27 protein-coding genes are annotated in these 25679 nt (G+C 63.7%); 13 read left to right on the top strand and 14 right to left on the bottom strand.

Translation table 11 applies throughout. The features are described from left to right. Positions 1 to 11: 11 nt before the first annotated feature. Entirely contained in the window at positions 12 to 593 is a 582-nt protein-coding gene (locus BZG29_RS01910; RefSeq protein WP_034752848.1) for a porin family protein, read from the bottom strand. Positions 594 to 818: 225 nt separating this feature from the next. On the opposite strand from BZG29_RS01910, the gene BZG29_RS01905 reads away from it, so the two are divergent. Continuing rightward, complete coding sequence (locus BZG29_RS01905) at positions 819 to 1400, top strand: molybdopterin-dependent oxidoreductase (RefSeq protein WP_077398471.1); 582 nt, start codon at positions 819 to 821, stop codon at positions 1398 to 1400. Positions 1401 to 1546: 146 nt separating this feature from the next. Here the strand turns inward: BZG29_RS01905 and BZG29_RS01900 are convergent, their stop codons facing one another. Next, a complete protein-coding gene (locus tag BZG29_RS01900; RefSeq protein ID WP_077398469.1) occupies positions 1547 to 1909 on the bottom strand; it encodes a hypothetical protein in 363 nt (120 codons plus the stop codon). Between the two features lie 265 nt (positions 1910 to 2174). Here BZG29_RS01900 and BZG29_RS01895 point away from each other — a divergent pair, with 265 nt between their 5' ends. Next, on the top strand, positions 2175 to 3629 hold the full coding sequence (locus BZG29_RS01895) for a sensor domain-containing diguanylate cyclase (RefSeq protein WP_077398467.1): 1455 nt from the start codon (positions 2175 to 2177) through the stop codon (positions 3627 to 3629). A 1-nt stretch (position 3630) separates the two neighbouring features. On the opposite strand, the gene BZG29_RS01890 is transcribed toward BZG29_RS01895, so the two are convergent. The 7 genes from BZG29_RS01890 to BZG29_RS01860 form a co-directional block, all read right to left on the bottom strand. Continuing rightward, positions 3631 to 4473 carry a Rossmann-like and DUF2520 domain-containing protein gene (locus tag BZG29_RS01890; protein WP_077398465.1) on the bottom strand — a complete coding sequence of 281 codons (843 nt, stop codon included), beginning with the start codon at positions 4471 to 4473 and terminating at the stop codon, positions 3631 to 3633. A gap of 9 nt (positions 4474 to 4482) precedes the next feature. Beyond that, a complete protein-coding gene (locus BZG29_RS01885; protein ID WP_077398463.1) occupies positions 4483 to 5070 on the bottom strand; it encodes a DUF924 family protein in 588 nt (195 codons plus the stop codon). Positions 5071 to 5086: 16 nt separating this feature from the next. After that, positions 5087 to 5827, bottom strand: a complete 741-nt coding sequence (locus BZG29_RS01880) for an MgtC/SapB family protein (RefSeq protein ID WP_077398461.1) — start codon at positions 5825 to 5827, stop codon at positions 5087 to 5089. Then, positions 5828 to 6082, bottom strand: coding sequence for a hypothetical protein (locus tag BZG29_RS01875; protein WP_077398459.1), 255 nt, complete (start codon positions 6080 to 6082; stop codon positions 5828 to 5830). Beyond that, on the bottom strand, positions 6082 to 7905 hold the full coding sequence (locus BZG29_RS01870) for an aminopeptidase P family protein (RefSeq protein ID WP_077398457.1): 1824 nt from the start codon (positions 7903 to 7905) through the stop codon (positions 6082 to 6084). Before BZG29_RS01870 ends, BZG29_RS01875 begins: the two co-directional genes overlap by 1 nt. A 64-nt stretch (positions 7906 to 7969) precedes the next feature. Further along, positions 7970 to 10018 carry a DUF4132 domain-containing protein gene (locus BZG29_RS01865; protein ID WP_171984919.1) on the bottom strand — a complete coding sequence of 683 codons (2049 nt, stop codon included), beginning with the start codon at positions 10016 to 10018 and terminating at the stop codon, positions 7970 to 7972. Beyond that, on the bottom strand, positions 10005 to 10703 hold the full coding sequence (locus BZG29_RS01860; protein WP_077398453.1) for a Crp/Fnr family transcriptional regulator: 699 nt from the start codon (positions 10701 to 10703) through the stop codon (positions 10005 to 10007). Before BZG29_RS01860 ends, BZG29_RS01865 begins: the two co-directional genes overlap by 14 nt. Before the next feature lie 179 nt (positions 10704 to 10882). On the opposite strand from BZG29_RS01860, the gene BZG29_RS01855 reads away from it, so the two are divergent. From BZG29_RS01855 to BZG29_RS01815, 9 genes are all read left to right on the top strand, one after another. Further along, a complete protein-coding gene (locus BZG29_RS01855; RefSeq protein ID WP_077398451.1) occupies positions 10883 to 12814 on the top strand; it encodes an AMP-binding protein in 1932 nt (643 codons plus the stop codon). A 14-nt stretch (positions 12815 to 12828) separates the two neighbouring features. Then, positions 12829 to 13644, top strand: coding sequence for an ABC transporter ATP-binding protein (locus BZG29_RS01850; RefSeq protein ID WP_077408912.1), 816 nt, complete (start codon positions 12829 to 12831; stop codon positions 13642 to 13644). A gap of 19 nt (positions 13645 to 13663) precedes the next feature. Next, entirely contained in the window at positions 13664 to 14560 is an 897-nt protein-coding gene (locus tag BZG29_RS01845; protein WP_216350372.1) for a branched-chain amino acid ABC transporter permease, read from the top strand. Positions 14561 to 14643: 83 nt separating this feature from the next. Then, the gene (locus BZG29_RS01840) at positions 14644 to 15702 is read left to right on the top strand and encodes a branched-chain amino acid ABC transporter permease (RefSeq protein WP_034752817.1); all 1059 of its coding nucleotides are present in this window, start codon (positions 14644 to 14646) and stop codon (positions 15700 to 15702) included. A gap of 58 nt (positions 15703 to 15760) precedes the next feature. After that, complete coding sequence (locus BZG29_RS01835; RefSeq protein WP_077398447.1) at positions 15761 to 17080, top strand: ABC transporter substrate-binding protein; 1320 nt, start codon at positions 15761 to 15763, stop codon at positions 17078 to 17080. A gap of 66 nt (positions 17081 to 17146) precedes the next feature. Then, positions 17147 to 17992 carry an ABC transporter ATP-binding protein gene (locus BZG29_RS01830; RefSeq protein ID WP_077398445.1) on the top strand — a complete coding sequence of 282 codons (846 nt, stop codon included), beginning with the start codon at positions 17147 to 17149 and terminating at the stop codon, positions 17990 to 17992. A gap of 17 nt (positions 17993 to 18009) precedes the next feature. Next, on the top strand, positions 18010 to 18369 hold the full coding sequence (locus tag BZG29_RS01825) for an MmcQ/YjbR family DNA-binding protein (protein WP_077398443.1): 360 nt from the start codon (positions 18010 to 18012) through the stop codon (positions 18367 to 18369). Continuing rightward, complete coding sequence (locus tag BZG29_RS01820) at positions 18366 to 19622, top strand: AMP-binding protein (protein ID WP_077398441.1); 1257 nt, start codon at positions 18366 to 18368, stop codon at positions 19620 to 19622. Before BZG29_RS01825 ends, BZG29_RS01820 begins: the two co-directional genes overlap by 4 nt. A gap of 63 nt (positions 19623 to 19685) precedes the next feature. Continuing rightward, positions 19686 to 20267, top strand: coding sequence for a hypoxanthine-guanine phosphoribosyltransferase (locus BZG29_RS01815; RefSeq protein ID WP_035823544.1), 582 nt, complete (start codon positions 19686 to 19688; stop codon positions 20265 to 20267). A gap of 48 nt (positions 20268 to 20315) precedes the next feature. Here the strand turns inward: BZG29_RS01815 and BZG29_RS01810 are convergent, their stop codons facing one another. From BZG29_RS01810 to BZG29_RS28040, 4 genes are all read right to left on the bottom strand, one after another. Beyond that, on the bottom strand, positions 20316 to 21269 hold the full coding sequence (locus tag BZG29_RS01810; RefSeq protein ID WP_077398439.1) for a nitronate monooxygenase family protein: 954 nt from the start codon (positions 21267 to 21269) through the stop codon (positions 20316 to 20318). Between the two features lie 100 nt (positions 21270 to 21369). Further along, positions 21370 to 22293 carry an MBL fold metallo-hydrolase gene (locus BZG29_RS01805; RefSeq protein WP_077398437.1) on the bottom strand — a complete coding sequence of 308 codons (924 nt, stop codon included), beginning with the start codon at positions 22291 to 22293 and terminating at the stop codon, positions 21370 to 21372. An 8-nt stretch (positions 22294 to 22301) separates the two neighbouring features. Beyond that, positions 22302 to 22481, bottom strand: coding sequence for a DUF1289 domain-containing protein (locus tag BZG29_RS01800; protein ID WP_253192753.1), 180 nt, complete (start codon positions 22479 to 22481; stop codon positions 22302 to 22304). A 50-nt stretch (positions 22482 to 22531) separates the two neighbouring features. Beyond that, a complete protein-coding gene (locus BZG29_RS28040; RefSeq protein WP_171984918.1) occupies positions 22532 to 22681 on the bottom strand; it encodes a hypothetical protein in 150 nt (49 codons plus the stop codon). Between the two features lie 131 nt (positions 22682 to 22812). On the opposite strand from BZG29_RS28040, the gene BZG29_RS01795 reads away from it, so the two are divergent. After that, the gene (locus BZG29_RS01795; RefSeq protein WP_034783786.1) at positions 22813 to 23226 is read left to right on the top strand and encodes a CopG family transcriptional regulator; all 414 of its coding nucleotides are present in this window, start codon (positions 22813 to 22815) and stop codon (positions 23224 to 23226) included. Between the two features lie 54 nt (positions 23227 to 23280). Continuing rightward, positions 23281 to 24522 carry a PHB depolymerase family esterase gene (locus BZG29_RS01790; RefSeq protein ID WP_253192752.1) on the top strand — a complete coding sequence of 414 codons (1242 nt, stop codon included), beginning with the start codon at positions 23281 to 23283 and terminating at the stop codon, positions 24520 to 24522. Here BZG29_RS01790 and BZG29_RS01785 read toward each other — a convergent pair. Then, positions 24519 to 25676 (bottom strand): two-component system response regulator, encoded by a 1158-nt coding sequence (locus BZG29_RS01785; RefSeq protein ID WP_077398431.1) that lies wholly within the window; start codon positions 25674 to 25676, stop codon positions 24519 to 24521. The two genes, BZG29_RS01790 and BZG29_RS01785, sit on opposite strands and share 4 nt — an antisense overlap. Between the last annotated feature and the right edge of the window lie 3 nt (positions 25677 to 25679).

Genomic DNA, 25679 nt, shown 5'->3' with positions numbered 1-25679 from the left:
GCAGTAGGTTTTTAGAAGTTGTAGCGTGCGCCCAGTGCCAAACCGGTCGCCTTGCGGCCCTGGTCGGCGCTCTTGCCGAAGTGTTCCACTTCCGCCGTCAGCGAGACTTTCTCGTTGATCGCGTACTGGGCGCCGACGGAAGCGTACACGCCCGTCTTGTCGTTGCCGCTGATGCCGGTCGACAGGCCCGTGCCGCTCAAGCTGTTCTTGACCTTGGCCACGCCGAGCTTGCCGAATACGCCGACCTTGTCGGTCACGGGCATGGTGGCCTTGCCGGCCAGATAGTAGCCGTGCGAATCGCTTTTCACGGAACCGTTGCCGGCGCCGGTGACGTAGCTGTAATCCTTGCTGCCGAAATCGGCGTAGCCGCCCTCGACCGCCCAGGTTTTATCGAAATCGTAACCGGCGAAGATCTTGGCGCCAGCCTTGTAGCCGCTGTGATTATCAGCGCTGGTGGCGCCAGGAATATCGAAGTTGTAGCGGTTGCCCGTGACGCCGGCGCCCACATAGGCGCCTTCGGCGTGCGCGGCGCTCATGCCGGTGAGTGCGGTAACGGATGCGATCATTGCAAACAGGATTTTCTTCTTCATCATGTTCTCTCTCTCAATTAGTGAATGGTGCCTGGATTCGCAGTTCAGCGAAGTGCGATGACTACACAATAACAGCCGAAAAAAGCTACGTCTTTCTCCATTCCGTAAGAACTGTGACAAGATGTAAGTTGACATTGCAAACTGACAATAACCGTAAAATGCGCACCGTTGAGCGAACTTAAGATAGACTTAAGAGCATTAGCGATTTTCAGTCCAGAGGAGAAGTGCATGCACAAACGCCAGTTTCTCGCCGCCGGCATGGCCGCCGCGGCCCTGCCCGCCATCGCCCGGGCGGCGCCCGCCGGCCTGCGCGGTCCTGCCCTGCTGACCGTCACGGGCAGCATCGACAAGCCGAACCGGGGTCCGTTCGACGCCGTACGCGACCAGATGATGCACAAGCAAAAAATCAGTTTTGAGCGGGCGAGGGCATTCGACTTTGCGGCCCTGACGAACTTGCCGGCGCGCACCATCCACCCCACCCTGGAATACGATGGCAAGGCGCATGCCCTGCGCGGGCCGCTGCTGGTCGAGGTATTGAAGGCGGCCGGCGCGCCCGAGGACGATGCCGTGCGGCTGCTGCTGCGGGCCGTGGATGGCTATGCGGCGGCGCTGACCATGGCGCAGGCGCGCGCACAGCGTTTTATCGTCGCCACCCACCTGGACGGGCAAGCGATGGCGCTGGGCGGCCTGGGGCCGCTATGGGCGATCCACGATGCGGACCGCATCGCCGCCGTGGCGGCCCTGCCCCTGGCCGAACGGTTCGCCAGCTGCCCGTGGGCGCTGTATCACATTGGAGTGGAGGCGGGTTGAACTATCTAAACAAAACGCCAAACAAAACCGTAGCGAGCGGAAGGGAGAGGTGGCTGAGAAGCGGAGCTGTGCTAATGCACGGGGCCGCCGAGGCAGTGAGCATCGCAGGCCGCCTATACCGACGCGCAGCAGGTTTTGACAGGCGTTTAGGCGTAGGCTTCCGCCATCGACATGACGCGTGGGGCGATAGTGATGCCGTGTTCCTCGAACAGCGCCGTGATGGCCGCCAGGTTATGCGTGCATTCCTCGGTTTTCCAGCCCTTGAAGATATCCGTGCCATCCTTCTGGAAATGCAGGTCCAGCACCTTGCCCGCATCCTTGTGCAGGTAGGGCGAACTATAGGTGTTCTCGAAGCCGAGCGCCTTCAATTGTCCCAGCAAGGCATGTGGTGGATGGTCGGGATCGGTGGCGAGAAAAATGCCGAAGGTCTTGCCAGGCGGCTTGGCGGCGATGTCGACCTCGTAGATACCGGGGGCCTTGCTGACGGACGTACTCTTTAAAAATAACATACAACACTCCCTGCGCGTAATGTCCCGCGCCTGAAACGGGCGGCAAGACAGGGGCGGTGCGCAATGATTCCCCTCGTCAAATCTTATTGCTAATTTGCATCTTTGTCGACAAATCGGCACTTTTATTTGGTAAGTCGTGGTTATCTTGTCGCGTTCGCCAATGTAAATTATCAATAAAGCCAGTTATCATTGCACCAATACCCGCCCTGCTGCATACTTTTGGCTTGCGTCACGATTGCCTTCCCGCCGGCCACCCCTCGTCTCCATGCGTCTTCTGTCGATCAAGTACCGCCTGCTCATTCTCCTGACCCTGATCCTGGGGGCGGGCTTCATGGCCACCAGCCTGGCCAGCTACCTGGCCTCGCGCCAGGCCATCGAGCACGGCATCGCCGACCAGACCTTGCCATTGACGGGCGACAATATCTATTCCGAAATCCAGAAGGACATGCTGCGCCCCGTCTTCATCTCCTCGCTGATGGCGCACGACACCTTCGTGCGCGACTGGATACTCGCCGGCGAAAACAAGCCGGAACAGATCGTGCGCTACCTGGCCGAGGTCAAGAAAAAATACGGCGCCATCACCAGCTTTCTCGTCTCGGACAAGAGCAGCAAATATTACTATGCGGAAGGCACCCTGAAATCCGTCAGCCCGCAAGCCACGCGCGACATCTGGTACTACCGCGTGCGCGCCATGGACACCACCGACTATGAAACGAATGTCGACGTGGACATGGCCAACCGCGACAGCATGACCATCTTCATCAACCACCGCGTCTACGACTACGACGGCCAGTTCATCGGCGCCACCGGCATCGGCCTGACTCTGGACACCATGAGCCACATCATCGACCGCTACCAGGCACGCTTCCACCGCAACATCTATTTTGTCGACGGCGCCGGCGTCCTGGTGCTGGCGGGCAAGACCATGCGCAACGGGCATGGCAATATCCGCAGCCTGCCCGGCGTAAACGCCATTGCCGAGCAAATCATCAACCACCAGAGCGAACCGACGCACCTGTCGTACCAGCTGGGGCGCGCGCAAATCCTCGTCAACTCGCGCTTCATTCCCGAACTGGGCTGGTACCTGGTGGTCGAGCAGAATGTCAGCGACGAAGTCCAGTCGCTGCAGCGCGTCTTCATCTTCAATCTGGCCATCAGCTTTGGCGTCACCCTGCTGGTACTGCTGCTGACTTTGCTGACGGTGAACCGCTACCAGCGCCGCATCGAGCGCATCGCCTCGACGGATGCGCTGACGGGCTTGCTGAACCGCCAATCGCTGGAATTGCTGTTCCAGCGCGCCATGCTCCTGTCCAAACGCAACGAACAACCGATGTCCGCCATCCTCTTCGACATCGACTTCTTCAAGCGCGTCAACGATACCCATGGCCACCTGTGGGGCGACAAGGTGATCCGTGGCGTGGCCGACGTGGCACGCGCCACCGTGCGCGAAAGCGACGTCATCACGCGCTGGGGCGGCGAGGAATACCTGGTACTGCTGAACAATTGCAGCCTGGCGCAAGCGGCGGAAGTGGCGGAAAACCTGCGCGCCGCCGTCGAACGCCACGATTTCGGCCTGCCCGCGCCGCAGGTGCCCGTGACGATCAGCCTGGGCGTGGCCGAGTACCGGCCAGAGGAAAGCGAATCGGCCTTCTTCTCGCGCGCCGACAGCGCCTTGTATCAGGCCAAGCATCACGGCCGCAACGGCGTGCACGCCGCCTGAGTCATCCCCCGCGCTTGCGCCTGGCCAGATCTTGCGTGGGCGCCACCAGCGCCCGGTACAACTCGCCCGTGGCGGCATCCCAGCTTTGCACGGCCAGCTGCTGGCGTTGCACGGTGACTGAGTCGCCGCGCGCGATGGGGCCGGACAGCGCGGGCGCGGCGCCCAGGCGGAACACATTGGCCACCGCTTCCGTCACCAGTGGCTGCGCCAGTTCGCGCGCCACGGGTTCGGGGATGCCGGCCGCCTGGTAGGCGCGCAAGGCGGCATCGAGCACCGTCACCAGGTAATTGCTGGCGAAGACGGCGGCAGCGTGATACAGGGTCTTGGCGGCCGGATCGATGGGTACGGGACGCGCGCCGATGGCGTTCAAGGCGGGCGTGAGGAAGGCCAGCGCCAGCGGGTCGCCTTCGATGCCGCAAAAAGTGCCGTCAAAGGTGGCGGCCACCTGCTGCGGGTCGGCAAAGCTGCGGATCGGGTGCGCGCTGGCGACAAAGGCGCCCGCCTGCGTGGCGGCCAGCAGCACGTTCGAGGCCAGCGCGCCGCTGCAGTGGAACACGATGGCGCCCGCCTGGCGTCCCTCGGCTACCAGCGCCGCGCAGGCCGGACCGATCTGGTCGTCGGAGACCGCCAGCATGGTGACGTCGGCGCGCCGCAAGGCCGCATAGCTGGCGACGGGCGTGCCGGCGCCGATGAAATCGACGGCCGCCTGCGCCGATGCCATCGAGCGCGTCAGCACGTCCTGCACCAGGATTGCTCCGCCCTGCGTGCCATCCACGCGGGCGAACAAACGGCCCAGCACACGGCCCACGTGGCCGGCGCCGATGATATTCAGGGTAACGTTCATGGCGATTTTCTAGAAGCTCGATCCCGGCTGGCGCAAAAATTCCAGCTCTTGCGGCGTGGAGGCGCGGCCGAGGATGGCGTTGCGGTGCGGGAAGCGGCCAAAGCGGGCGATCACTTCCTGGTGGCGCTCGGCGTAATCGAGCATGCCGTCAAAGCCGGGCTGCGCCTGCGACAGCAGCTGGAACAGCTCGACGGCGCGCGCCTGCATGGCCAGGTCTTCCGCGTGTTCGAACGGCAGGTAGGCAAAAGCGCGCAGCATCGGCGACAGCTGACGGTCCTGCCCCGCGTCCGTCAAGGCGACGGCCAGCGCCAGCGCCAGGGCGTCGCCGGCAAAGGCGCGCGGCGTGCCGCGATGCACATTGCGCGTGAATTGATCGAGCACGATGAGGCGCGCCAGCGCGCCGTGCGGCGTGGTATCCCATGCGAGCAAGCCGCCCTCGATGGCGGCATCGATCAGCGCGCCGAAACGCTCGCGTATCTGCGCATCGAAGCCGTCATCCTTGCGGAACCATTCCACGCGCGACTGGCCATAGTCAGGGTTATCCGGCGGCAGGAACCAGAAATCGAGTACATCTTGAACCTGTGCATCCATGTCCATCCTCTCGGCATCCGTATCAGTTGCGGGCATGCGACAGCTGGAAGCCGGCGATGCCTTCGAAGGCGGCCAGTTCGGCCGACATGGCCGACAGGCTGGCGCCCGTGTTCTTGCCATGCGCGATGGCGACGAAGCGCCACTCCTGCATGCCGTCCGTGCTGCCGATGGTCAGCGAGCCGCCGGCGATGTCGTAGCCGCGCTTGGCCGCCATGCGCCGCAGCGCATCTTCGCGCGGAATAAACCCCTGGCGGAAGCGCATGGTGATGGCCACCGCGTGGCGCGACGGCAGCCAGTTCTCCAGTTTTGACAGGAAAATCATCGCCATCGCACACAGGAAGGCCAGGCCCATGGCCGACAGATAAAAACCGATGCCGACCATGATGCCGATCACGGACGAGGCCCAGATCGAGGCGGCCGTCGTCAGGCCGCTGATATTGAAACCCTCGCGCATGATGACGCCGGCGCCGAGAAAACCCACGCCCGTGACGATACCCTGGATCACGCGCGTGGGGTCGCTGCCGACGATGGCGCCATGGCCGCCGTACCAGAATTCGGGATAGCCGCCCAGCACCGTCAGCGCGGCCGAGGCCATGCAGACGAGGCTGTAGGTGCGCATGCCGGCCGCGCGCCCGTGATACGAACGCTCGTAACCCACCAGCAAGCCCAGCAGCAATGCGCCAAGCAGATTCAGCAGGATCACGCCATTCGTCGCCAGCTCGGCCGGCGACCAGTAGGCGCGCAGGAAGTCGATGGTCGGCATTTAGTCCTGGGGCTTTTTCGTCAGCTGCTTTTCAAACGCCACGTCGAGCTTGCTGACGCGGCGCGCCTTTTGCGGCCCCAGGCCATTCACGAAGGCGACAAAGGCGTCCAGCTCCAGCGGCGGGCACAGGGGCGGTAAACCCGGGCCTTCCGTGAGGAAGAACAGTTCATCGCCCGTGCGCGCCATCGTGTAGAGGCGGTGGCCGGTGCGTTCCTTGAGCCGCTCGATGGCGGACGTGGCGCGGGTCGAGCGCATCAGATGGCTCCCGTGCGCTGTTCCAGCCACGCCAGCGCAGGCGCATCGGCCGGCGCGGCCAGGTGCGGCGCCAGGCGCGCGCGCACGGTGGCGTGATAGTCGTTCAGCCAGGCCGCTTCGTCATCGCGCAGCAGCGCGCGTTCCACGCAGCGCGTGTCGATCGGGCACAGGGTCAAGGTTTCGAAGCGCAGGAATTCGCCGAAGGGCGTCGTCCCCGCGGGTACATTCAGCACCAGGTTCTCGATGCGGATGCCCCACTGGCCCGGGCGGTAGATGCCCGGCTCGATGGAAGTGATCATGCCCGGTTCCATGGCCGTCTGCGGCTCCGGCATGGCGGACTGCGAAATCGATTGTGGCCCTTCGTGGACGTTGAGGAAAAAGCCCACGCCGTGGCCCGTGCCGTGGCCAAAGTCGATGCCTTCGGCCCACAGGGGCGCGCGGGCGATGGAATCGAGCATGGGCGACTTCACGCCGCGCGGGAATTGCGCGCGCGACAGCGCGATCATGCTGCGCAAGACCAGGGTGAAATCGCGCCTGTGCGCGGCCGTGATCGCGCCGACGGGGACCACGCGCGTGATGTCCGTGGTGCCGCCCCAGTACTGGCCGCCCGAGTCGATCAGCAGCAAGCCGTCGCCGTCGATAGCGGCGGCCGAATCCGCATGGGCGTGGTAATGCATGATGGCGCCATGCGCATTGAAGCCGGCGATGGTGCCGAAACTGGGGCTGACAAAACCGGCGCGGCGCGCGCGGGCAGCAGTCAGGTGCTCGTCGACGCCGATTTCCGTCAACGGCGCGCGCTGCGGGTCGGCCAGAGTGCAGTCTAACCAGCTGAAAAACTCGCACAGGGCCGCGCCATCCTGCTCCATGGCGGCGCGCACGTGCGCCGCTTCGGCATCCGTCTTGCGCGACTTGGCCAGGGTGGTCGGGTTGATGGATTCGACCACCTGCACGCCATCGGCCACGGCCTGGCGCGTGCCAAACGTGATGCGGCGCGGGTCGAGCAGCAAGGTGGCGCCGGCCGGCAAGGCGGCCAGCGCGGCCGCTGTGCGGTCATACGCGGCCACGTCCACACCCTCGCTCTCCAGGGTCGCGCGCAGGGCCGCCGGCACCTTGCCGTCGGCGACGAACAGGGTGGCGCGCTCCGGGCCCACCAGCGCATGCGCGAGGAAGACGGGGTTGTAATTGACGTCGGCGCCGCGCAGGTTGAACAAATACGCGATATCGTCGAGGGTGGAAATGACGTGGTGGCTGGCGCCGTGCGCCGCCATGCCGGCGCGCAGGGCCGCCAGTTTTTGCGTGCGCGACAGAGCCGGATACGCGGCCCCGTGCTCGTAAACGGGGGCGGCGGGCATGGCCGGGCGCTCCGGCCACACGGCGTGCAGCACGTCGGTGTCCGTGCGCAGGGTCACTTGCGCGCCCAGCGCCTGCTGCAGCAGGCGTGCATTGGCCAGACCCAGCACGGCACCATCGACGGCCACCGTCTGCCCCGGCTGCATGGTCTCGCCCAGCCAGTCGATATACAGCACGCTGGCGCCGGACGGGATTTTCTTCAGGACGATGCCGCTGCCGGCCAGTTCGTCTTCCGCCTGCTCCCAATAGCGGCCATCGGTCCATACGCCGGCAAACTCCTGCGTGACGACCAGGGTGCCGACCGACCCCGTAAAGCCCGACAGCCACTCGCGGCCCTGCCAGCGGGCCGGCAAGTACTCGGACAAATGCGGGTCGGCCGAGGGCACGATGCAGGCGTCGATGTGCTGCGCGCGCATGGCGCCGCGCAGTTGCGACAAACGGGAGGCGGGAGTGGCTTGGTCAGGTGTCTGCATGGGTGCGAAAATGGAGCTATGCTGGGAAGCATCTATGATACCGCGATTAGCAGCCGGGCTGCACTCAGTGCAGCGCCAGCAGCACCCCGGCGGTAGCGGCGATTTTTTCCAACAGCGCCTCGTCATAAGGCAGCCAGGGCACGGCGCCCAGCTTGTTCCCCTTCGCGACCACCTCGGTCGCCACTTCGGCGCCGTCCAGCGTGACCCTGCCGGTGGTCAGGTGGATCGCATGCCGGCCCACCATCAGGTGGCGCGCTTCGAGCGCCATTCGGCCGTCCTCGATCTGCTCCGCGAATACCTGTTCCAGCACGGTGCGCCGCATGCCCGCCATCGGCCCCGGGGCCAGGTTAGCCAGGTAAAACAAGCGTTCTTCGCGCGGCACGCTTTGCTCCTCTTCCACCAGCGCCAACGCGCTGGCGCTGACCAGCAGATCCACCGCGCGGCACGCTTCCGAATAGGCCACAGGCGCCAGCGGCAGCATTTGCGCGGGCGCCAGCCCGTTGGACGTGCAGGCGCCGCCCGCGCCTGGATAGACGCGTCCCTCGAGGCGCAGCAATACGCGCCAGGCGCCGAACCCGCGCGACAAGCCTTCATCATCGTCCAGCCGCCAGCCTTCGCGGCGGGCCAGTCCCAGCAAGGTAGGCAGCGACAACTGGTAGCCGGCAAATGGGGCACTGCCGTCGCCGGGCGGTGCATATATTTCACGATATACCTGGCGCAGCGGCTGGCGCACGCGCCGCTGCACGACCAGCGCCTGCCAGGCGGCGCGCTGCTCCCCGCTGCCGTGCAGGGGATGCCACAGGCCGATCTCGCCTTCGCCCTGTAGCGGCACATCCGCCGGCTGCCCCCATGCATCGATGGCACCCTCGCCATCGAGCATGAAAGCCTGGCCGTCACCCGTGCGCCAGACCAGCGCGCGCGCCACCGTATCGATATCGGCATCGTCGCGCAAGGCGCGCCATTGCTCCAGGCCAAACCACACCTCGCTGGCGTAGCCCGCTTCCAGGCGGCGCGCCAGCATGGCCTGGCGCCGCTTGCCCATGGGGCCCGGCATACCGATCCTCCAGGCGATATCGGGCCGTTCCGCCAGCGCCCGTTCGGCCGGTTTCAGATTGCGTTCCAGCTTCTTGCGGATGCCAGCATGGCGTACCTGCGCCAGCGCCGTGCGCAGGGCCTGCAGGCTTTCGGGCGTGGGGATGGTTTCCACCGCATGGCCCAGCGCCATCGCCAGCGATTGCGACGGCGCGCTCTTGGCCGCGCCGGGCGCCACGCATGCCAAAGGCAGCAAGACGGTGATCACGGGCCTGAACCACGCATCATCGCGATAGGACACCACCCGCGCGGCACGCGCCAGCACCGGCGAGTCTGCGGTGGCAAAGGCGGCATCGGCCGCATACGGCACGCTGCCGTCATGGATGGCGGCGATATGGCGCGCCGCCTGTTCCAGTATCGTGCGCGCAAACGCGACATACGCCGCATCATCGGCCAGCACTTCGGCAGGATCCGCCTCGCCGATACTGTCGCGGCTCCAGTGGCCACTGTAGCGCGAGCCGGCCAGCGCCAGCAGGGAGGCTTGCGCCAGCTGCGGCAGTACGGTGAGTTCCTGCAAGGTCAAGGGCATCGGGTAGCGCGCATGGCGCTCCTCCATCATCTGCCCGAAATGGGCCGGGGCGTCGCCGCCGGCCAGCTGCGCCAGCAGCCAGGCGGCAAAAGGCTGTTCGCCCCAGTGTTTCGGTTCATCGAGGATGCGCAGCGCCAGCTGCGCGCTGCCTTCCGGTGGCGCGCCGCGCAGACAATCCAGGCAGCCGATTGCGTAGTCCCAGTCGTGCACGCGGGCCGCATCCAGCGCGTCGAGGAACATGTCACCTGCCAGCGCCGGTGCCAGCTTCACGCTGCTCGCTTGTGCCAATAGCGCCATCGCCAGTTCGCGCCGCGCGGGATCGTCATGGCCGAAGCGCGCCGCGCGATGCAACGCCCCCCAGATGGCGCCCAGTTCTTCGGGTGTCCAGTCGCTGAAATCGACAGGCGGCCCCGTGAATCGCGCATGCTCGACAAAGCTGCCATCGAGACGTACGCGCAGGGCTGCGGCACGCGTGGTCTCAGATGGCATCATCGGCCTCATAGCGGCGCAAGCCTTCCAGATCCAGCACGCGGATGCCGCCGTAATCGAGGCGCAATAAACCCTTTTTTTCCAGCACTTGCAAGGCCTGGTTGGCGCGCTGGCGCGAAGAACCGGACAACAACCCGATTTCTTCCTGCGACAGTTGCACCAGGGTTTCCACGCCCGGATACAAGTGCGAGTTGAACATCGACGCCAGGCAGCGCGCCACGCGCGTGTTCAGGTCCAGCAAGCGCTCGTTTTCCACCATGCCGATGAACTGGCCCAGACGCTCGTTCAGCTGCATCAGCAAAAAGCGCGTGAATGGCAGACTCGTTTCCAGCAGCCAGTGGAAGGTGGCGCCGGGCAGGCGCGCCACGCGCGTGTCGCGCAGGGCCATGGTGTCGTATTTGCGGATTTCATTCTTCAGCAATGAACCTTCGCCGAACCAGCTGCCGGGCGGCACGCCGATGAAGGTCATGGCCTTGCCGGAGGCGGAAAAATTATTCATCTTGACCATGCCGCTGATGACGCCGATCCAGTTGTCCACCGGTTCGCCCTTGCGGCAGACGAAGCCGCCTTTCGGCACGAAAGTCTCGAACACATCGGCCTCGACCCTGGCCAGTTGAACGGGGTCGAGCAGCTGCGCCCAGTTGGCCGCGCGCACGGCATCCTTGAGGCTGATATCAGGGTTGATCATTGTGCGATGCACCATCGAAAAGTGGGTAAATGTCCCCGAAAAGACAACTCGGCAATCTAACGCAAGCTACTATCATTGCACAAACGCCTTACACATAAAAACACAGAGCGCCATCCAACGAGGTGGGGCCTGAGACAAGCAACAGGGAGACACTGGTGCAAACGAATACCACAGCAACAATGCCGACTTTTCCGCGGCGCTTATTGCAACACGGGACCGTACGATCCGACAAGCCCGCCTTTCGCGAAAAACACCTGGGCATCTGGCAAACCTGGACCTGGCGCGAGGTCAACGACGAGGTGCGCGCGCTGGCCTGCGGCCTGGCCGCCATCGGTTTCCAGCGCGGCATGAACCTGGCCATCATCGGCGACAACCGTCCCCGCCTGTACTGGGCCATGCTGGCGGCGCAAAGCCTCGGCGGCGTGCCCGTGCCACTGTACCAGGACGCGCCGGCCGCCGACATGGCCTATGTGCTGCAGGATGCGGAAATCCGCTACGCCATCGTCGAAGACCAGGAGCAGGTCGACAAGCTGCTCGAACTCAAGGCCCTGTATCCGCACGTCGCCCACATCGCGTATGACGATGAACGGGGCATGCGCCATTACCGCCAGCCGGAACTGACGTCCTTTGCCGCCCTGCAGGTGCTGGGCCGGGCCTACGACCGCGAACACCCGGGCTTTTTCGACGCCGCCGTGGCAGCGGGCCAGGGTAGCGACTCCGCCGTGATCCTGTACACCTCGGGCACCACGGGCAAGCCGAAGGGCGTGTGCCAGAGCCACACGGCGCTGCTGGCCGCAGGCGTTGGCGGCGTCGCCTTCGACCAGCTCACCGACGAGGAAGACATCCTGTCCTACCTGCCCATGGCGTGGGTCGGCGACTGCCTGTTCTCGCTGGCGCAGGCCATGGTGGCCGGCTTCACCGTCAACTGCCCCGAATCGGGCGACACGGTGATGATCGACATGCGCGAAATCGGCCCCACCTGCTACTTTGCGCCGCCGCGCGTATTCGAGAACATGCTCACCAGCGTGATGATACGCATGGAAGACGCCAGCAGCATCAAGCGCCACATGTTCAGCCATTTCATGGACGTGGCCAAGCGCTGCGGCGCGCAGATTTTGGATGGCAAGCCAGTCTCGCTGGCGGACCGCCTCAGCTACAAGCTGGGCGAGCTGCTCGTCTACGGCCCGCTGAAAAACGTGCTGGGACTGTCGCGCGTGCGCGTCGCCTACACGGCCGGCGCCGCCATCGGCCCCGACCTGTTCCGCTTCTATCGCTCCATCGGCGTCAACCTCAAGCAATTGTACGGTTCCACCGAAACCTGCGCCTATGTATGCCTGCAACCGGACGGCAATATCAAGTTCGACAGCGTCGGCTTGCCGGCGCCGGGCGTGGAAGTCAAGCTGGCGGCCAATGGCGAAGTGCTGGTGAAGTCGCCCGCCACCATGAGCGGCTACTTCAAGCGGCCCGACGCCACTGCCGAAGTGATCGACGACGACGGCTATTTCCATACGGGCGACGCGGGCGTGTTCGATGGCGAAGGCCATCTGAAAATCATCGACCGCGCGGCCGACGTCGGCAAGATGAATTGCGGTGCCATGTTCGCGCCCAACTACATCGAAAACAAGCTCAAGTTCTTCCCCTTTATCAAGGAGGTGGTGGCCTTCGGCCATGCGCGCGACCAGGTCTGCGCCTTCATCAACATCGACATCGAAGCGGTGGGCAACTGGTCCGAACGGCGCGGCATCGCCTACTCCGGCTACACCGACCTGGCGGCGCGCGCCGAGACCTATGGCCTGATCCGCGACTGCATCGAGCAAGTCAACGCGGAACTGGCGGCCGACCCGCTGATGGACCGCACGCAGGTACATCGCTTCCTGGTGCTGCACAAGGAACTCGATCCGGACGACGACGAACTGACGCGCACGCGCAAGGTGCGCCGCAAATTCATCGCCGAAAAGTACGCGGTGCTCATTTCCGCCCTGTATGAGGGCAAGACAACGCAATACATCGAGACCCAGGTGAAATTCGAGGATGGCCGCCTTGGCTCGACCAGCGCCGACCTGCAGATCTGGGATAGCAAAACGTACCGGCCGCAGGGCCTGGCCGCATGATGGAGCACAGCACGATGCAAATGAACGAACCCGACGCCCATTTCGGCACGGCCCGCAAGACGGGCCCCGTGATCCTCGACCTGAAGAACATCTCGCTGTCGTTCGGCGGCGTGAAAGCCCTGACCGACATCTCGTTTGACGTCAGGCAGCATGAAATCCGCGCCATCATCGGCCCGAACGGCGCGGGTAAAAGCTCGATGCTCAACGTGATCAATGGCGTGTACCGCCCGCAGCAGGGAGAAATCATCTACCGGGGCGAGCACCGGCGCGGCATGGACTGCTACCAGGCTGCCAAGTCCGGCATCGCGCGCACCTTCCAGAACATCGCCCTGTTCAAGGGCATGACGGTGCTGGACAACATCATGACGGGGCGCAACCTCAAAATGAAGTCGAATTTTCTCTTGCAAGCCCTGTACTGGGGCCCGGCGCGGCGCGAGGAAATCGAGCACCGCAAGAAGGCCGAGGAGATCATTGACTTCCTGGAAATCCAGGCCATCCGCAAGACGCCCGTGGGGCGCCTGCCCTACGGCCTGCAAAAGCGGGTGGAACTGGGCCGCGCCCTCGTGGCGGAACCGGAAATTCTGCTGCTGGACGAACCGATGGCCGGCATGAACGTGGAAGAAAAACAGGACATGTGCCGCTTCATCCTCGACGTCAACGACCAGCTGGGCACGACCATCGTGCTGATCGAGCACGACATGGGCGTGGTGATGGATATCTCCGACCGCGTGGTGGTGCTCGACTACGGCAAGAAGATCGGCGACGGCACGCCCGACGAGGTGCGCAGCAACCAGGACGTGATCAACGCCTATCTCGGCGTGGCGCACTAGACAAGGAATAGCAATGAATATCAATTTTTTCTTTGAAGTGCTGATCGGCGGCCTGCTGTCGGGCGTCATGTACGCGCTGGTGGCGATCGGCTTCGTGCTGATCTACAAGGCTTCGGGCGTATTCAATTTTGCGCAGGGAGCGATGGTGTTTTTCGCCGCCCTCACCTGCGTCGGCATCATGGACAAATTCGGCCTGTCGCTGTGGCTGGCCATCCCGCTGACGATGCTCACCATGATAGCTCTGGGCATCGCGATTGAAAGAGTGGTGTTGCGCCCGCTCGTCAACCAGCCGGAAATCACGCTGTTCATGGCCACCATCGGCCTGACCTTTTTCATCGAAGGCCTGGCGCAGCTGATGTGGGGTTCGCAAGTGCACAAGCTGGACCTGCCCATCGAAGACGTGCCGATGCAGTTTTTGATGGACCGCTTCGACATCAACATCTCGCAGTTCGACCTGATGGCGGCCGGCATCTGCGCGCTGCTGGTGATCTGCCTGGCCTTGCTGTTCTCGAAAACCAAGGTGGGCCGCGCCCTGCGCGCCGTCGCCGACGACCACCAGGCGGCACTGGCCGTAGGCATCCCGCTGCAGCGCATCTGGGCCGTCGTGTGGGGCGTGGCGGGCCTGGTGGCCATGGTGGCCGGCTTGCTGTGGGGCGCGCGCAACGGCGTGCAGTTCGCCCTCACCTTCATCGCCTTGAAAGCGCTGCCGGTGCTGATCCTCGGCGGCTTTACGTCGGTGCCGGGCGCCATCGTCGGTGGCCTGATCATCGGCGCGTCGGAAAAGCTGGCCGAAGTCTATCTGGGCCCCATGGTAGGCGGCGGCATCGAAGGCTGGTTCCCGTATGTGCTGGCCCTGCTGTTCCTGCTGGTGCGTCCGGAAGGGCTGTTCGGCGAGAAGATCATCCGGCGAATATAACGCCCCCGTAACAGCATCGTAGGTCGGGTTAGCGCATGGCGCGTAACCCGACAACAGCCAAAACAGCCAGCAAAGGACACGCCATGATTTACCGTGAAGCAGGACAATTCAAGACCAGCTACCAGGCTGACAACCAGATTTTCCCGATCCGGCAAGACCGCCTGGCGCTGACGGCCACGCTCCTCGTCGCCGTCTTCCTCTTGCCGTATTTCGCCTCGCCTTACATGCTGTCGGCGATCCTGATTCCCTTCCTGATCTTCGCCCTGGCCGCACTGGGCCTGAACATCCTCACCGGTTACGCGGGCCAGCTGTCGCTGGGCACGGCCGCCTTCATGGCCGTGGGCGCCTTTGCCTCGTATAACTTCATGGCCCGCCTGCCCGGCTTGCCGCTGCTGGTGTCGTTCATCCTCGGCGGCCTGTGCGCGGCCATGGTGGGCATCGCCTTCGGCCTGCCCTCCCTGCGCATCCGCGGCTTTTACCTGGCCGCCTCCACCCTGGCGACGCAGTTTTTTGTCGTCTGGTGCCTGACCAAGATCCCGTATCTCACCAATTACAGCTCCTCGGGCGTGATCACGGTGCAGAAGATGACCATCCTCGGCTACCAGTTTGACACGCCGCAAAGCAAATACCTGCTGGTGCTGGCCATCGTGGCCGGCATGGCGCTGCTGGCCAAGAACATGATCCGCTCGAACGTGGGCCGCTCGTGGATGGCCGTACGCGACATGGACATGGCGGCCGAGGTGATCGGTTTCCGCCTGATGCGCACCAAGCTGCTGGCGTTTGCCGTCAGCTCGTTCTACTGCGGCGTGGCCGGCGCGCTGTATGCATACGCCTACCTGGGCACGGTGGAACCCGAAGCGTACAACCTGGACCTGTCCTTCCGCATCCTGTTCATGATCATCATCGGTGGCGTCGGTTCGATCCTCGGTTCCTTCCTTGGCGCGGCCTTCATCGTGCTGCTGCCCGTCTTCCTGAACACCATCGCGCATGGCCTGGCATTGCCGACCAGCGTGGCCTCGAACCTGGAACTGATGGTGTTCGGCGCGCTGATCATCTTCTTCCTGATCGTCGAGCCGCACGGCCTGGCCAGGCTGTGGCAGATCGCGAAGGAAAAGTTGAGACTCTGGCCCTTCCCCCATTAAGTTTTTGCAGTCGATGTCGGTTCACTTGAATACCAAATAAAACAAGAGGAGACACACAATGAAACACATCAAATCGCTCATGCTGGCCGCCGCCATCGCCAGTGCCGCACTCACCATGGCCGGCAGCGCGCAGGCGCAGGACAAGGAGCAGTACATCGCCCTGCCGTCCTACCGCGTGGGTCCTTACGCGGCCGGCGGCTCCGGTTTCTACGGCGGCATCATCGACTACTTCAACCTGGTCAACCAGGCAGGCGGCGTCAATGGCGTCAAGATCAGCTGGGAAGAATGCGAAACCGAATACAACCCCTCGCGCGGCGTCGAGTGCTATGAACGCCTGAAAACCAAGCAGGGCGGCGCCACCCTGGTCGAAACCCTGTCCACGGGCGTCGCCTACGGCATCCTGGACCGCGTGGCGCAAGACAAGATCCCCATGACGATGATCGGCTACGGCCGCTCGGACGCCGCCAACGGCAAGGTCTTCCCCTACGTGTATCCGCTGATCTCCAGCTACTGGAGCCAGGCCGCCGCCATGATCAAATACCTGGGTGACAAGGATGGCGGCATGGACAAGCTGAAAGGCAAGAAAATCGTCCACCTATACCACGACTCGGCCTTTGGCAAGGAGCCGCTGCCGGTGCTCGAAGCGCTGTCGAAACAGTACGGCTTCGAACTGGTGAAAATTCCCGTCGCGCCGCCTGGCAGCGAACAGCAATCGCAATGGCTGCAAATCCGCCAGGCCAAGCCGGACCACGTGATCCTGTGGGGCTGGGGCGTGATGAACTCCGTTGCCATCAAGACGGCACAGCGCAACGGCTTCCCGCGCGACAAAATGCTGGGCGTCTGGTGGGCCGGCTCCGAGGAAGACACGATTCCATCGGGCGACGCGGCCAAGGGCTACACGGCGATGACGTTCAATACGCCGGGCAACTACCCCGTGCTCGACGACATCCGCAAAAAACTCTACGCCACCGGCAAGGGCAACCTGTCCGACCAGTCGCGCATCGGCTCCGTCTACCACATGCGCGGCGTGACGGCCGGCATCCTGTGGGTGGAAGCGATCCGCACGGCGCAGGAAAAATTCGGCAAGGGCAAACCGATCACGGGCGAGCAGATGCGCTGGGGCCTGGAAAACCTGAACGTCGACGATGCGCGCCAGAAGGCCGTCGGCGCGCTGGGCATGTTCCCTACCGTGAAAACCAGCTGCGACGACCATGAAGGCTCGGGCGCCGTGAAAGTGCAGCAGTGGGATGGCAAGAAGTGGACCGCCATCACGCCGAAATGGATCGTCGGCGACAAGGCCCTGGTGCGCAAGCTCGTCGAAGAATCGTCCGGCAAGTACGCGGAAGAGAAAAAGATCACGCCGGCGTGCATGAAGTAATGCCGTAGCGAGAGGAACCGGACCGGCCAACGCCGGTCCCGTGTTTAACATTTTAAAGAAGCAGCCATGACCCACACTGCCACGCAAGCCCCGGTCAAGCCGGACGCGCCGCCGCCCTACCTGTCGGTGAACAATATCGAAGTCATCTACGACCACGTGATCCTGGTCCTGAAGGGCGTGTCGCTGCAAGTGCCGCAAGGCAAGATCGTGGCGCTGCTGGGCGCCAACGGCGCCGGCAAGTCGACCACCCTGAAAACCATCTCGACGCTGCTGCGCGGCGAACGGGGCGACGTCACCAAGGGCGAAGTCCAGTTCAAGGGCGAGCGCGTGGATCAATTGACGCCGAATGAGCTGGTCAAGCGAGGCCTGTCGCAAGTGATGGAAGGGCGCCACTGTTTCGGCCACCTCACCATCGAGGAAAACCTGCTGACGGGCGCCTACACGCGCAGCCTGTCGCGCGGCGAGCTGAAAGACGCGCTGGACAAGGTGTATCACTATTTCCCCCGCCTGAAAACGCGACGCAGCAGCCAGGCCGGCTATACCTCGGGCGGCGAACAGCAGATGTGCGCCATCGGCCGCGCACTGATGGCCAAGCCGTCGATGATTCTGCTGGACGAGCCGTCGATGGGCATCGCGCCGCAGATCGTCGAAGAGATCTTCGGCATCGTCAAGGACCTGAACCACAAGGAAAACGTCTCCTTTTTGCTGGCCGAGCAGAACACCAACGTGGCGCTGCGCTACGCCGACTTCGGCTACATCCTGGAAAACGGCCGCGTCGTGATGGAAGGGCAAGCCCAGGAACTGGCCAGCAACGAAGACGTCAAAGAGTTTTATCTGGGCGTGTCCAGCGCCGGGCGCAAGAGCTTCCGCGACATGAAGTTCTACCGCCGCCGCAAGCGCTGGCTAGCCTGACAGCGGGAGTCGCCGTCATGGACCTGGAACGGGCGAAGCAAGTGTGCCGCGGCTTTCCCGGCGCGACAGAAGACATCAAATGGAGCAACGTGCTGGCGTTTTCCGTTGGTGGCCGCCTGTTCGCCCTGTGCGGCGCGGAAGCGTACAGCACGCGCGGCATGAGCTTCAAGGTCGATGCGGAACGCTTCCTGGAATTGACGGACCGTCCCGGCTTTCGCCCGGCGCCCTACCTGGCGCGGGCCAAATGGGTGCTGGTCGCCAGCCCGGACGCCCTCGACGACGACGAAATGGCCGCCCTGCTGCAGCGCTCATACAGCCTGATTGTTGCGGGGCTGACGAAAAAAATGCAACGTGACATTGGAGAATCAGCAACATGACCGATACGCTCGACAGTCTGGAAGCACGCGCCCCCGAGGCGCGCGAACGCGAATTGATGGCCGGCCTGCCGCAGCTGATCGCGCGCGCGCAACAGGCGCCGGGCTGGGCCCGCATCCTCGACGGCGTCAACGCGGCCGACATCACCAGCCGCGCCGCGCTGGCGCAGCTGCCCGTGACGCGCAAGTCCGACCTCAAGCAATTGCAGCACGCGCAACTGCCGTTCGGCGGCTTGAACACGACGCCGAAGAACGCCCTGTCGCGCGTGTTCGTCTCGCCCGGCCCCATCTTCGATCCGGAAGGCCGCGGTCCCGACTGGTGGCGCTTCGCGCGGCCCATGTACGCAGCCGGCGTGCGCGCCGGCGGCTTGCTGCAGAACTGCTTTTCGTATCACTTCACGCCGGCCGCCTTCATGGTCGAAGGCGGCGCCGCGCGCATCGGCTGCACCGTCATCCCGGCCGGCATCGGCCAGACGGAAATGCAGGTGCAGGCGATGGTCGACCTGAAGCCGGACACGTATATCGGCACGCCGTCATTTTTAAAACTGATCATCGAGAAGGCGCGCGAAATGGGCGCCGACATCAGCAGCGTCACCAAGGCCGTGATGGGCGCGGAAGCCTTGCCTGAATCCTTGCGCAGCTGGTTTGCCGACAACGGCGTGCCGCACGTGTTCCAGACCTATGCCTCCGCCGATATCGGCAGCATCGCCTATGAAACGGCCAGCAATGGCAAGCTCAATCCCGGCATGGTCGTTGACGAAAACGTGCTGCTCGAAATCGTCCACCCGGGCAGCGGCATTCCCGTCGCGCCGGGCGAAGTGGGCGAAGTCGTGGTTACCGTCTTCAATGCGGACTACCCGCTGATCCGCTTCGCCACCGGTGATCTGTCGGCCGTGCTGGTCGATGCGCCGGATTCGCCGTGCGGCCGCACGAATACGCGCATCAAGGGCTGGATGGGACGCGCGGATCAAACCACCAAGGTGCGCGCAATGTTCGTGCATCCGTCGCAGGTGCATGAAATCGCGCGCCGCCACCCGCAAATCAGGAAGGCGCGGCTGGTGGTATCGGGGCGCATGGCCAACGACGAGATGGCCTTGCATTGCGAAGTCGACGATCCGGCGGACGCCAGCGGCGTGGAAGCGATCATCGGCTCGATCCGCGAATTGACCAAGCTGCGCGGCGAGGTGGTGCTCGTGGCCGTGGGCAGTCTGGCGCAGGATGGGAAAATCATCGACGACATGCGCGATTACAAATAAGGCCGATTTGCGGGATAATACCGGCATTGACCATCAGCCCTATTCATCGCCATGCAAGAGTCCATGCAAGAATTTCATCACAACCGTGCCCGTGACCTGATCAAGAACGCGGAACTGCTGTTCGACCAAGATACCGTGCAGGCGTCGATCACGCGCATGGCCGATGTGCTCAACACGCGCTTCAACGCCGAGGATTCGAAAGAATTCCCGCTGGTGCTGGGCGTGATGGGCGGCGCCGTCGTCTTTACGGGCAACCTGCTGCCGCAACTGAGCTTTCCGCTCGAATTCGACTACATCCACGTGAGCCGCTACGGCGACGACGACAAGGGTGGCGAAGTGGTGTGGAAAGTCATCCCCCGCTCGAATGTAGCGGGCCGCACCGTCATCGTGCTCGACGATATTCTCGACGAAGGCGAAACCCTGGCGCACGTCAAGCAGCGCCTGCTGGACATGGGCGCCTCGGAAGTGATCCTGGCCGTGTTTGCCGACAAGGCCATCGGCAAGAAAAAACCGGTTCAAGCCGACATCGTCGGCCTGGTGATTCCGAACCGCTTCGTCGTCGGCTTCGGCATGGATGCGTATGGCTACTGGCGCAACCTGCCGGGCCTGTGGGCCATCAAGCCTGAGGATTTGAAGCAGGAATAAGGATGGCTTGGATGACGCGGCATGCCGCGTCATCCGGCAACAGCCGGGTTACAGCTTCAACCGCGCGCGCGCCGCATCGTATTCGGCCTTCAGGCGCGCCACCATCTCTTCCACGCTTGGCACGTCGTCCATCAAGCCCACGCCCTGGCCCGCGCCCCAGATGTCGCGCCAGGCCTTGGCGCTGCCGGAACCGAAATTCATCGCGCTCTTGTCCGCTTCGGGCAAGGCTTCCGGATCGAGTCCGGCCGCTTCGATCGATTTTTTCAGGTAATTGCCGTGCACGCCCGTAAACAGGTTCGTGTAGACGATGTCCGCCGCGCTGGAATCGACGATGGCGTCGCGGTAGCCATCGCTGACGTTCGATTCCTTGGTCGCCAGCCAGCGCGAGCCGATGTAGGCAAAGTCGGCGCCCATGGCCTGTGCGGCCAGCACGGCGTCGCCCGTGGCGATGGAGCCCGACAGCGCCAGCGGGCCGTCGAAAAATTTGCGCACTTCGCCCACCAGCGCGAACGGCGACAGGGTGCCCGCGTGGCCGCCGGCGCCGCTGGCGACCAGGATCAAGCCGTCGACACCCGCTTCCAGCGCCTTTTTCGCGTGACGGATCGAAATCACGTCATGCAGCACGATGCCGCCATAGCTATGGATGGCGTCGAGCATTTCCTTGGGCGGCGCGCGCAGCGAGGAAATGATGATGGGGATCTGGTGTTTCACGCACACTGCCACATCATGCGCCAGGCGGTCGTTCGACTGGTGCACGATCTGGTTGACGGCGATCGGTCCCACTTTTTTATCGGGATTGGCGGCCTGGAAGGCGGCCAGCTCGGCCTGCAGCTCGGTGAGCCAGGTGTCGAGCAATTCGGCGGGACGCGCGTTCAGGGCCGGGAAGGAACCGACGATGCCGGCCTTACACTGCGCCGCGACGAGGGCCGGGCCGCTGGCGATGAACATCGGCGACGCGATAACGGGTAAGGAAAGGTTTTGCAACGCAACAGGCAATGCCATGGCGGACTCGCTGGAAAGTTGATCGGACGTGAAAGACACACTGAACGTTGATTATAGTGCAGAAAAAGTACGATCGTGCTGAATTTATCACGGCGACGTTTTAACTCTCGTTGAGCAAGTACTCACCCTCAACACGTGCCGCTGCAGCCCTCAGCAGCTGGGATACAGCCCACTCGGCCAGCGCGGCCGCCTCCTGGCGCAGAAAACGCCGGTTGGCCTCTTCGAAGACGGGCATGCCCCGCAGCAGGGCCGGGATGTCGGCGAGGGCGATGCGCTGGCGTTCCAGCAGCAGGAATTTCAGCAGTACTTTCACCGCATTCTGCGCATTGCGCACGGGATCGGACGCCAGGTAATCGAGACGCGAATACGCGCGCTGCAGGGCGCCGGCAGCGTCCTGGAACGGCCGCCCGTGGCCGGGAATGACGACCCGCACATCCAGGCTGGCGATCAGGTCCAGCGTGGCGCGCGCTTCAGGAAAGCCGGAGCCGCCATCGAGTTCGGGGAAGATCACGCCAAAACCGTTTTCCCACAGGGCGTCGGCGGAGATCAGGATGCCCTCCTGGCCGCAGTAAAAAATCAGCGAGTGCGGGTCGTGGCCCGGTGCACCCAGCGCCTGCCAGGCCATATCGGCCAAGGTCAACGTGTCGCCGGGCGAGACGGTGGCGTCGAAGCAGAAGCGCGGGCATTGCTGGCCCGTGGCCTGGAAGCTGAGGGCATCGACATCCCACGCCCCCACCTTGTCTGCTTCCGATACGGGAATAGCCGTATGACAGCCGTATTGCGCTTGCAGCAGCGCGTTGCCGCCGCAATGGTCGGAGTGCAGGTGCGTATTGAACAAGCGGTCCAGCGGCCGGCCAGCCAGGCTGTGGCGCAGCAGGGCCAGGGTTTGCGGCGCATGCGTGACATAACCGCTGTCGATCAGGGCCGTGTCATCCTTCCCCTGGAACAGGATGTTATTCGACGACAGCCAGCCGCGTTCGAACACCTGCATCGCATCGGGGAACAGCGCTGGCGATCGCGGCATGGGCTTCCTCAGTAATCGGGCTCGAAGTCGAGCAGGGATTCGCGTCCAGGCAATTCGGCCAACACGGCGCGCTTGAAGTCGTCGTCGGCCTTGCTCCAGGCGATGATCTCGTCGAGCGTGCGCAGGCAGCCTTCGCACAAGCCGCTGTTGCGGTTCATCTTGCACAGGCTGACGCAGGGCGACGGCACGGGCGACGGCAAAGAAAGCGGAACGGCTGGCGGAGGTAGGGGAGCGACCATCATGGAGCGGCATCGGTAAACGTGAAGACTTTCATTATGCCGCGAAACGGCGCCGGCGCGTCGATGGCATCGCCCTGCAATGTTTCCGTGAATATATTTTCCAGCGAAACAATGGTCAACAACTGCTCTTCCGGAAATATATTTTTCACACATTCTCACTCTGCGGGTGCCAATCCTACAACACGATCAGGCCAGATCCTGCTTGACTTGAGACATTTCAGAACTATACTACCATCCATACAGATGGCAAATGGATGCCACGTGGAGTTTTTGGAGAGATATGGCCAAGCAAGACAGCAAGCCCAAAATTGGGGAATCCGAGAAAATCACGATCAACCTGGGCTTGATCGACCTGGGGCAGATCGATCTGCTGGTCCAGGAGGGATTTTATTCCAACCGCACGGATCTGATCCGTACGGCCATACGCAACCAGCTGGGTATCCACGCCGACGTGGTGAAACAAACCGTCGCCCGTAAAAGCCTGGTATTGGGCATGCAGCACTATTCGCGCGCCGACCTGGAAGCGATCCAGGCAGCCGGCCAGCGCCTGCAGATACAGGTGCTGGGACTGGCCAGCATCGCCAGCGACGTCTCCGTGGAACTGGCACTGGCCACCATCGAGTCGATCTTCGTATTAGGTGCCCTGCACGCCAGCACCGTCGTCAAGACGGCGCTCGCAGGGCGAATTCACTAGCGTATTGGTTCGCGGCGATGACCCGGCCGATGCGCGGCACCGTTAAGGATGGTCATGAAACTCCCTCTCAACATGTTGGCGCAGATGCGCGCAGCAACCCGTAATCTGATGGGCAGCGGTCCCGCCGCCGCCACCGAAGCGATCCAGCAGGCGCTGTCTGCCGCCGGCCTGACGCCGCAGGCGGCGTCCACGCAGCAGCCGCCGATGCGCGACATCAATCAGCCACCTGCGCCACCATCTGCGGCAGCGCAACCCCAAGCTGACGCTACGCCACCCACACCCGCGCAGGCGGCGCAGGACTTCGCGCAGGATTTCATGGCGCGCCTGGGCGTGCCGGCAGGCCTGGGCCAGCACAGCTTCGACATGCCCAGCTTCGAGCTGCCGAATTTCCACCCGCCCGGCTTCAACACGCCGGCCGCCACGCCGGCGGAAATACCCGCTGGCGCGCAGTTCATCGACGGCGTGTACCGCAACCATGCGGGCACGCGTTCGTACAAGCTGTATATCCCCAGCAGCTATCACGGCCAGGCCATGCCGCTGATCGTGATGCTGCACGGCTGCACGCAAAATCCCGACGATTTCGCCGCCGGCACGCAAATGAATGCGCTGGCCGAAGAAAAGGAGTGTTTTGTCGTCTATCCGGCACAGACGCAGGGCGCCAACAGTTCGCGCTGCTGGAACTGGTTCAACGCCATCGACCAGCAGCGCGACCAGGGCGAACCGTCGCTGATCGCCGGCATCGCCCGGCAAGTCATCGACGACTACCCAGTCAACGAGCGCGAAGTGTTCGTCGCCGGCCTGTCGGCGGGCGGCGCCATGGCCGTCATCGTCGGCACCCTGTACCCCGACCTGTTCGCCGCCGTCGGCGTGCATTCGGGCCTGCCCTTCGCTTCGGCGCAGGACTTGCCGTCGGCGCTGGCCGCCATGAAGGGCGGCGCCACGCCCAATGCCCAGCGCAAGGCGCCGGCCGGCGGCGTGCCCATCATCGTTTTTCACGGCGATCGCGACACCACCGTCAACCCGCGCAATGGCGATGAACTGATCGCCCAGGGCGTGCGCAGCCAGGCGGGCGGCAAGGCGGCCAGGGCCGCTTCCGTCGACGGCAGCGTGCCGAATGGCCACCGCTACACGCGCACCACGCACAGCCAGGCCGATGGCTCGCCACTGGGCGAACACTGGGTCATCCATGGCGCCGGCCATGCCTGGTCCGGCGGCAGCAACAACGGCAGCTATACGGACGGCAAAGGGCCGGACGCCAGCCGCGAGATGCTGCGCTTCTTCAAGACCGTCAGCTAAGCAATCGTGGCGCCGGCGGCAAACGGCACCACCTGCCGCTGCTTGTCGGCGATCTCGCACACGCCATCGGCATAACGGTTGGAGATGGCGATGAACTGGTCCTGGATTTCCAGGAAAGCGTCGACGATCTCGGCGTCGAAATGCGAACCACGCCCCTCGACGATGATCTGCACGGCCTGCGCATGGTCCATGCCCTGCTTGTAGATACGCCGGCTGATCAGGGCGTCATACACGTCGGCCAGCGCCATCAGGCGCGCTGAAATCGGGATGTCTTCGCCCGCCAGGCCTTGCGGGTAGCCGCTGCCATCCCATTTTTCATGGTGGCTGTAGGCGATCTCTTTCGCGTACTTGAGGAAATCGACTTCGATGCCCAGCTCGTGCTCGGCCGCCAGGATGGCGTCGCGTCCCAGGGTGGTGTGCGTCTTCATGATGGCCATTTCGTGCGGCTCGAAACGTCCCGGCTTGAGCAGGATATGGTCGGGAATGCCCACCTTGCCGATATCGTGCAGCGGCGCCGTCTTGAACAGCAGTTCGATATTCTTGTCCGTCAAAAAATCGCGGAAACGCGGCAGGCCGCGCACTTTCTCGGCCAGCGCCTTCAGGTAGTGCGAGGTGCGGCGGATATGGTTGCCCGTCTCGCTGTCGCGCGTCTCGGCCAGCGAGGCCATGGCGTGGATGGTGACGTCCTGCAACGCAGCCACTTCCTGCACGCGGCGCTCCACTTCCGTTTCCAGGTACTGGTTCTGGTCGCGCAAGAAATCCTGCATCTGCTTCATCGCCAGCTGCGTCCTGATGCGCGCCAGCACGATGGGCGCCGAAATCGGCTTGGTGATGTAATCGACGGCACCCAGTGCCAGGCCCAGCTGCTCGTCGGCCACTTCGCTCATGGCGGTGACAAAAATCACGGGGATGCCAGCCGTAGCGGGATCGGCCTTCAGCGCGCGGCACACATCATAGCCGCTCATGCCCGGCATCATGATGTCGAGCAGGATCAGGTCGGGCTGATCGCTGCCGGCGGCGATCTTCAGGGCGCGTTCACCATTGACGGCGATCTTGGTGCGGTAATCGTCTTCCAGCACCGCGCGCAACAGGTCGATATTGTCTGGCGTGTCGTCGACCACCAGGATGGTTGGCTTGCTTGCCGGCGCTCTCATGCC

Origin of the sequence: Janthinobacterium sp. LM6, assembly GCF_002002885.1 — a bacterium.
GTDB lineage: Bacteria > Pseudomonadota > Gammaproteobacteria > Burkholderiales > Burkholderiaceae_D > Janthinobacterium > Janthinobacterium kumbetense.
The sequence above is the reverse complement of the archived record's forward strand: the minus strand, read 5'-3'. Positions and strand labels throughout refer to the sequence as shown.

Excerpts from the sequence above, each read along its gene's own strand:
- BZG29_RS01910 (WP_034752848.1), bottom strand. The coding sequence starts at position 593 with ATGATGAAGAAGAAAATCCTGTTTGCAATGATCGCATCCGTTACCGCA.
- BZG29_RS01850 (WP_077408912.1), top strand. The coding sequence starts at position 12,829 with ATGCAAATGAACGAACCCGACGCCCATTTCGGCACGGCCCGCAAGACG.
- BZG29_RS01865 (WP_171984919.1), bottom strand. The coding sequence starts at position 10,018 with ATGATGCCATCTGAGACCACGCGTGCCGCAGCCCTGCGCGTACGTCTC.
- BZG29_RS01905 (WP_077398471.1), top strand. The coding sequence starts at position 819 with ATGCACAAACGCCAGTTTCTCGCCGCCGGCATGGCCGCCGCGGCCCTG.
- BZG29_RS01785 (WP_077398431.1), bottom strand. The coding sequence starts at position 25,676 with ATGAGAGCGCCGGCAAGCAAGCCAACCATCCTGGTGGTCGACGACACG.
- BZG29_RS01885 (WP_077398463.1), bottom strand. The coding sequence starts at position 5,070 with ATGGACATGGATGCACAGGTTCAAGATGTACTCGATTTCTGGTTCCTG.
- BZG29_RS01870 (WP_077398457.1), bottom strand. The coding sequence starts at position 7,905 with ATGCAGACACCTGACCAAGCCACTCCCGCCTCCCGTTTGTCGCAACTG.
- BZG29_RS01880 (WP_077398461.1), bottom strand. The coding sequence starts at position 5,827 with ATGCCGACCATCGACTTCCTGCGCGCCTACTGGTCGCCGGCCGAGCTG.
- BZG29_RS01895 (WP_077398467.1), top strand. The coding sequence starts at position 2,175 with ATGCGTCTTCTGTCGATCAAGTACCGCCTGCTCATTCTCCTGACCCTG.
- BZG29_RS01860 (WP_077398453.1), bottom strand. The coding sequence starts at position 10,703 with ATGATCAACCCTGATATCAGCCTCAAGGATGCCGTGCGCGCGGCCAAC.
- BZG29_RS01805 (WP_077398437.1), bottom strand. The coding sequence starts at position 22,293 with ATGCCGCGATCGCCAGCGCTGTTCCCCGATGCGATGCAGGTGTTCGAA.
- BZG29_RS01835 (WP_077398447.1), top strand. The coding sequence starts at position 15,761 with ATGAAACACATCAAATCGCTCATGCTGGCCGCCGCCATCGCCAGTGCC.
- BZG29_RS01790 (WP_253192752.1), top strand. The coding sequence starts at position 23,281 with ATGAAACTCCCTCTCAACATGTTGGCGCAGATGCGCGCAGCAACCCGT.
- BZG29_RS01830 (WP_077398445.1), top strand. The coding sequence starts at position 17,147 with ATGACCCACACTGCCACGCAAGCCCCGGTCAAGCCGGACGCGCCGCCG.
- BZG29_RS01900 (WP_077398469.1), bottom strand. The coding sequence starts at position 1,909 with ATGTTATTTTTAAAGAGTACGTCCGTCAGCAAGGCCCCCGGTATCTAC.
- BZG29_RS01890 (WP_077398465.1), bottom strand. The coding sequence starts at position 4,473 with ATGAACGTTACCCTGAATATCATCGGCGCCGGCCACGTGGGCCGTGTG.
- BZG29_RS01875 (WP_077398459.1), bottom strand. The coding sequence starts at position 6,082 with ATGCGCTCGACCCGCGCCACGTCCGCCATCGAGCGGCTCAAGGAACGC.
- BZG29_RS01855 (WP_077398451.1), top strand. The coding sequence starts at position 10,883 with ATGCCGACTTTTCCGCGGCGCTTATTGCAACACGGGACCGTACGATCC.
- BZG29_RS01820 (WP_077398441.1), top strand. The coding sequence starts at position 18,366 with ATGACCGATACGCTCGACAGTCTGGAAGCACGCGCCCCCGAGGCGCGC.
- BZG29_RS01815 (WP_035823544.1), top strand. The coding sequence starts at position 19,686 with ATGCAAGAATTTCATCACAACCGTGCCCGTGACCTGATCAAGAACGCG.
- BZG29_RS01840 (WP_034752817.1), top strand. The coding sequence starts at position 14,644 with ATGATTTACCGTGAAGCAGGACAATTCAAGACCAGCTACCAGGCTGAC.
- BZG29_RS01810 (WP_077398439.1), bottom strand. The coding sequence starts at position 21,269 with ATGGCATTGCCTGTTGCGTTGCAAAACCTTTCCTTACCCGTTATCGCG.
- BZG29_RS01825 (WP_077398443.1), top strand. The coding sequence starts at position 18,010 with ATGGACCTGGAACGGGCGAAGCAAGTGTGCCGCGGCTTTCCCGGCGCG.
- BZG29_RS01795 (WP_034783786.1), top strand. The coding sequence starts at position 22,813 with ATGGCCAAGCAAGACAGCAAGCCCAAAATTGGGGAATCCGAGAAAATC.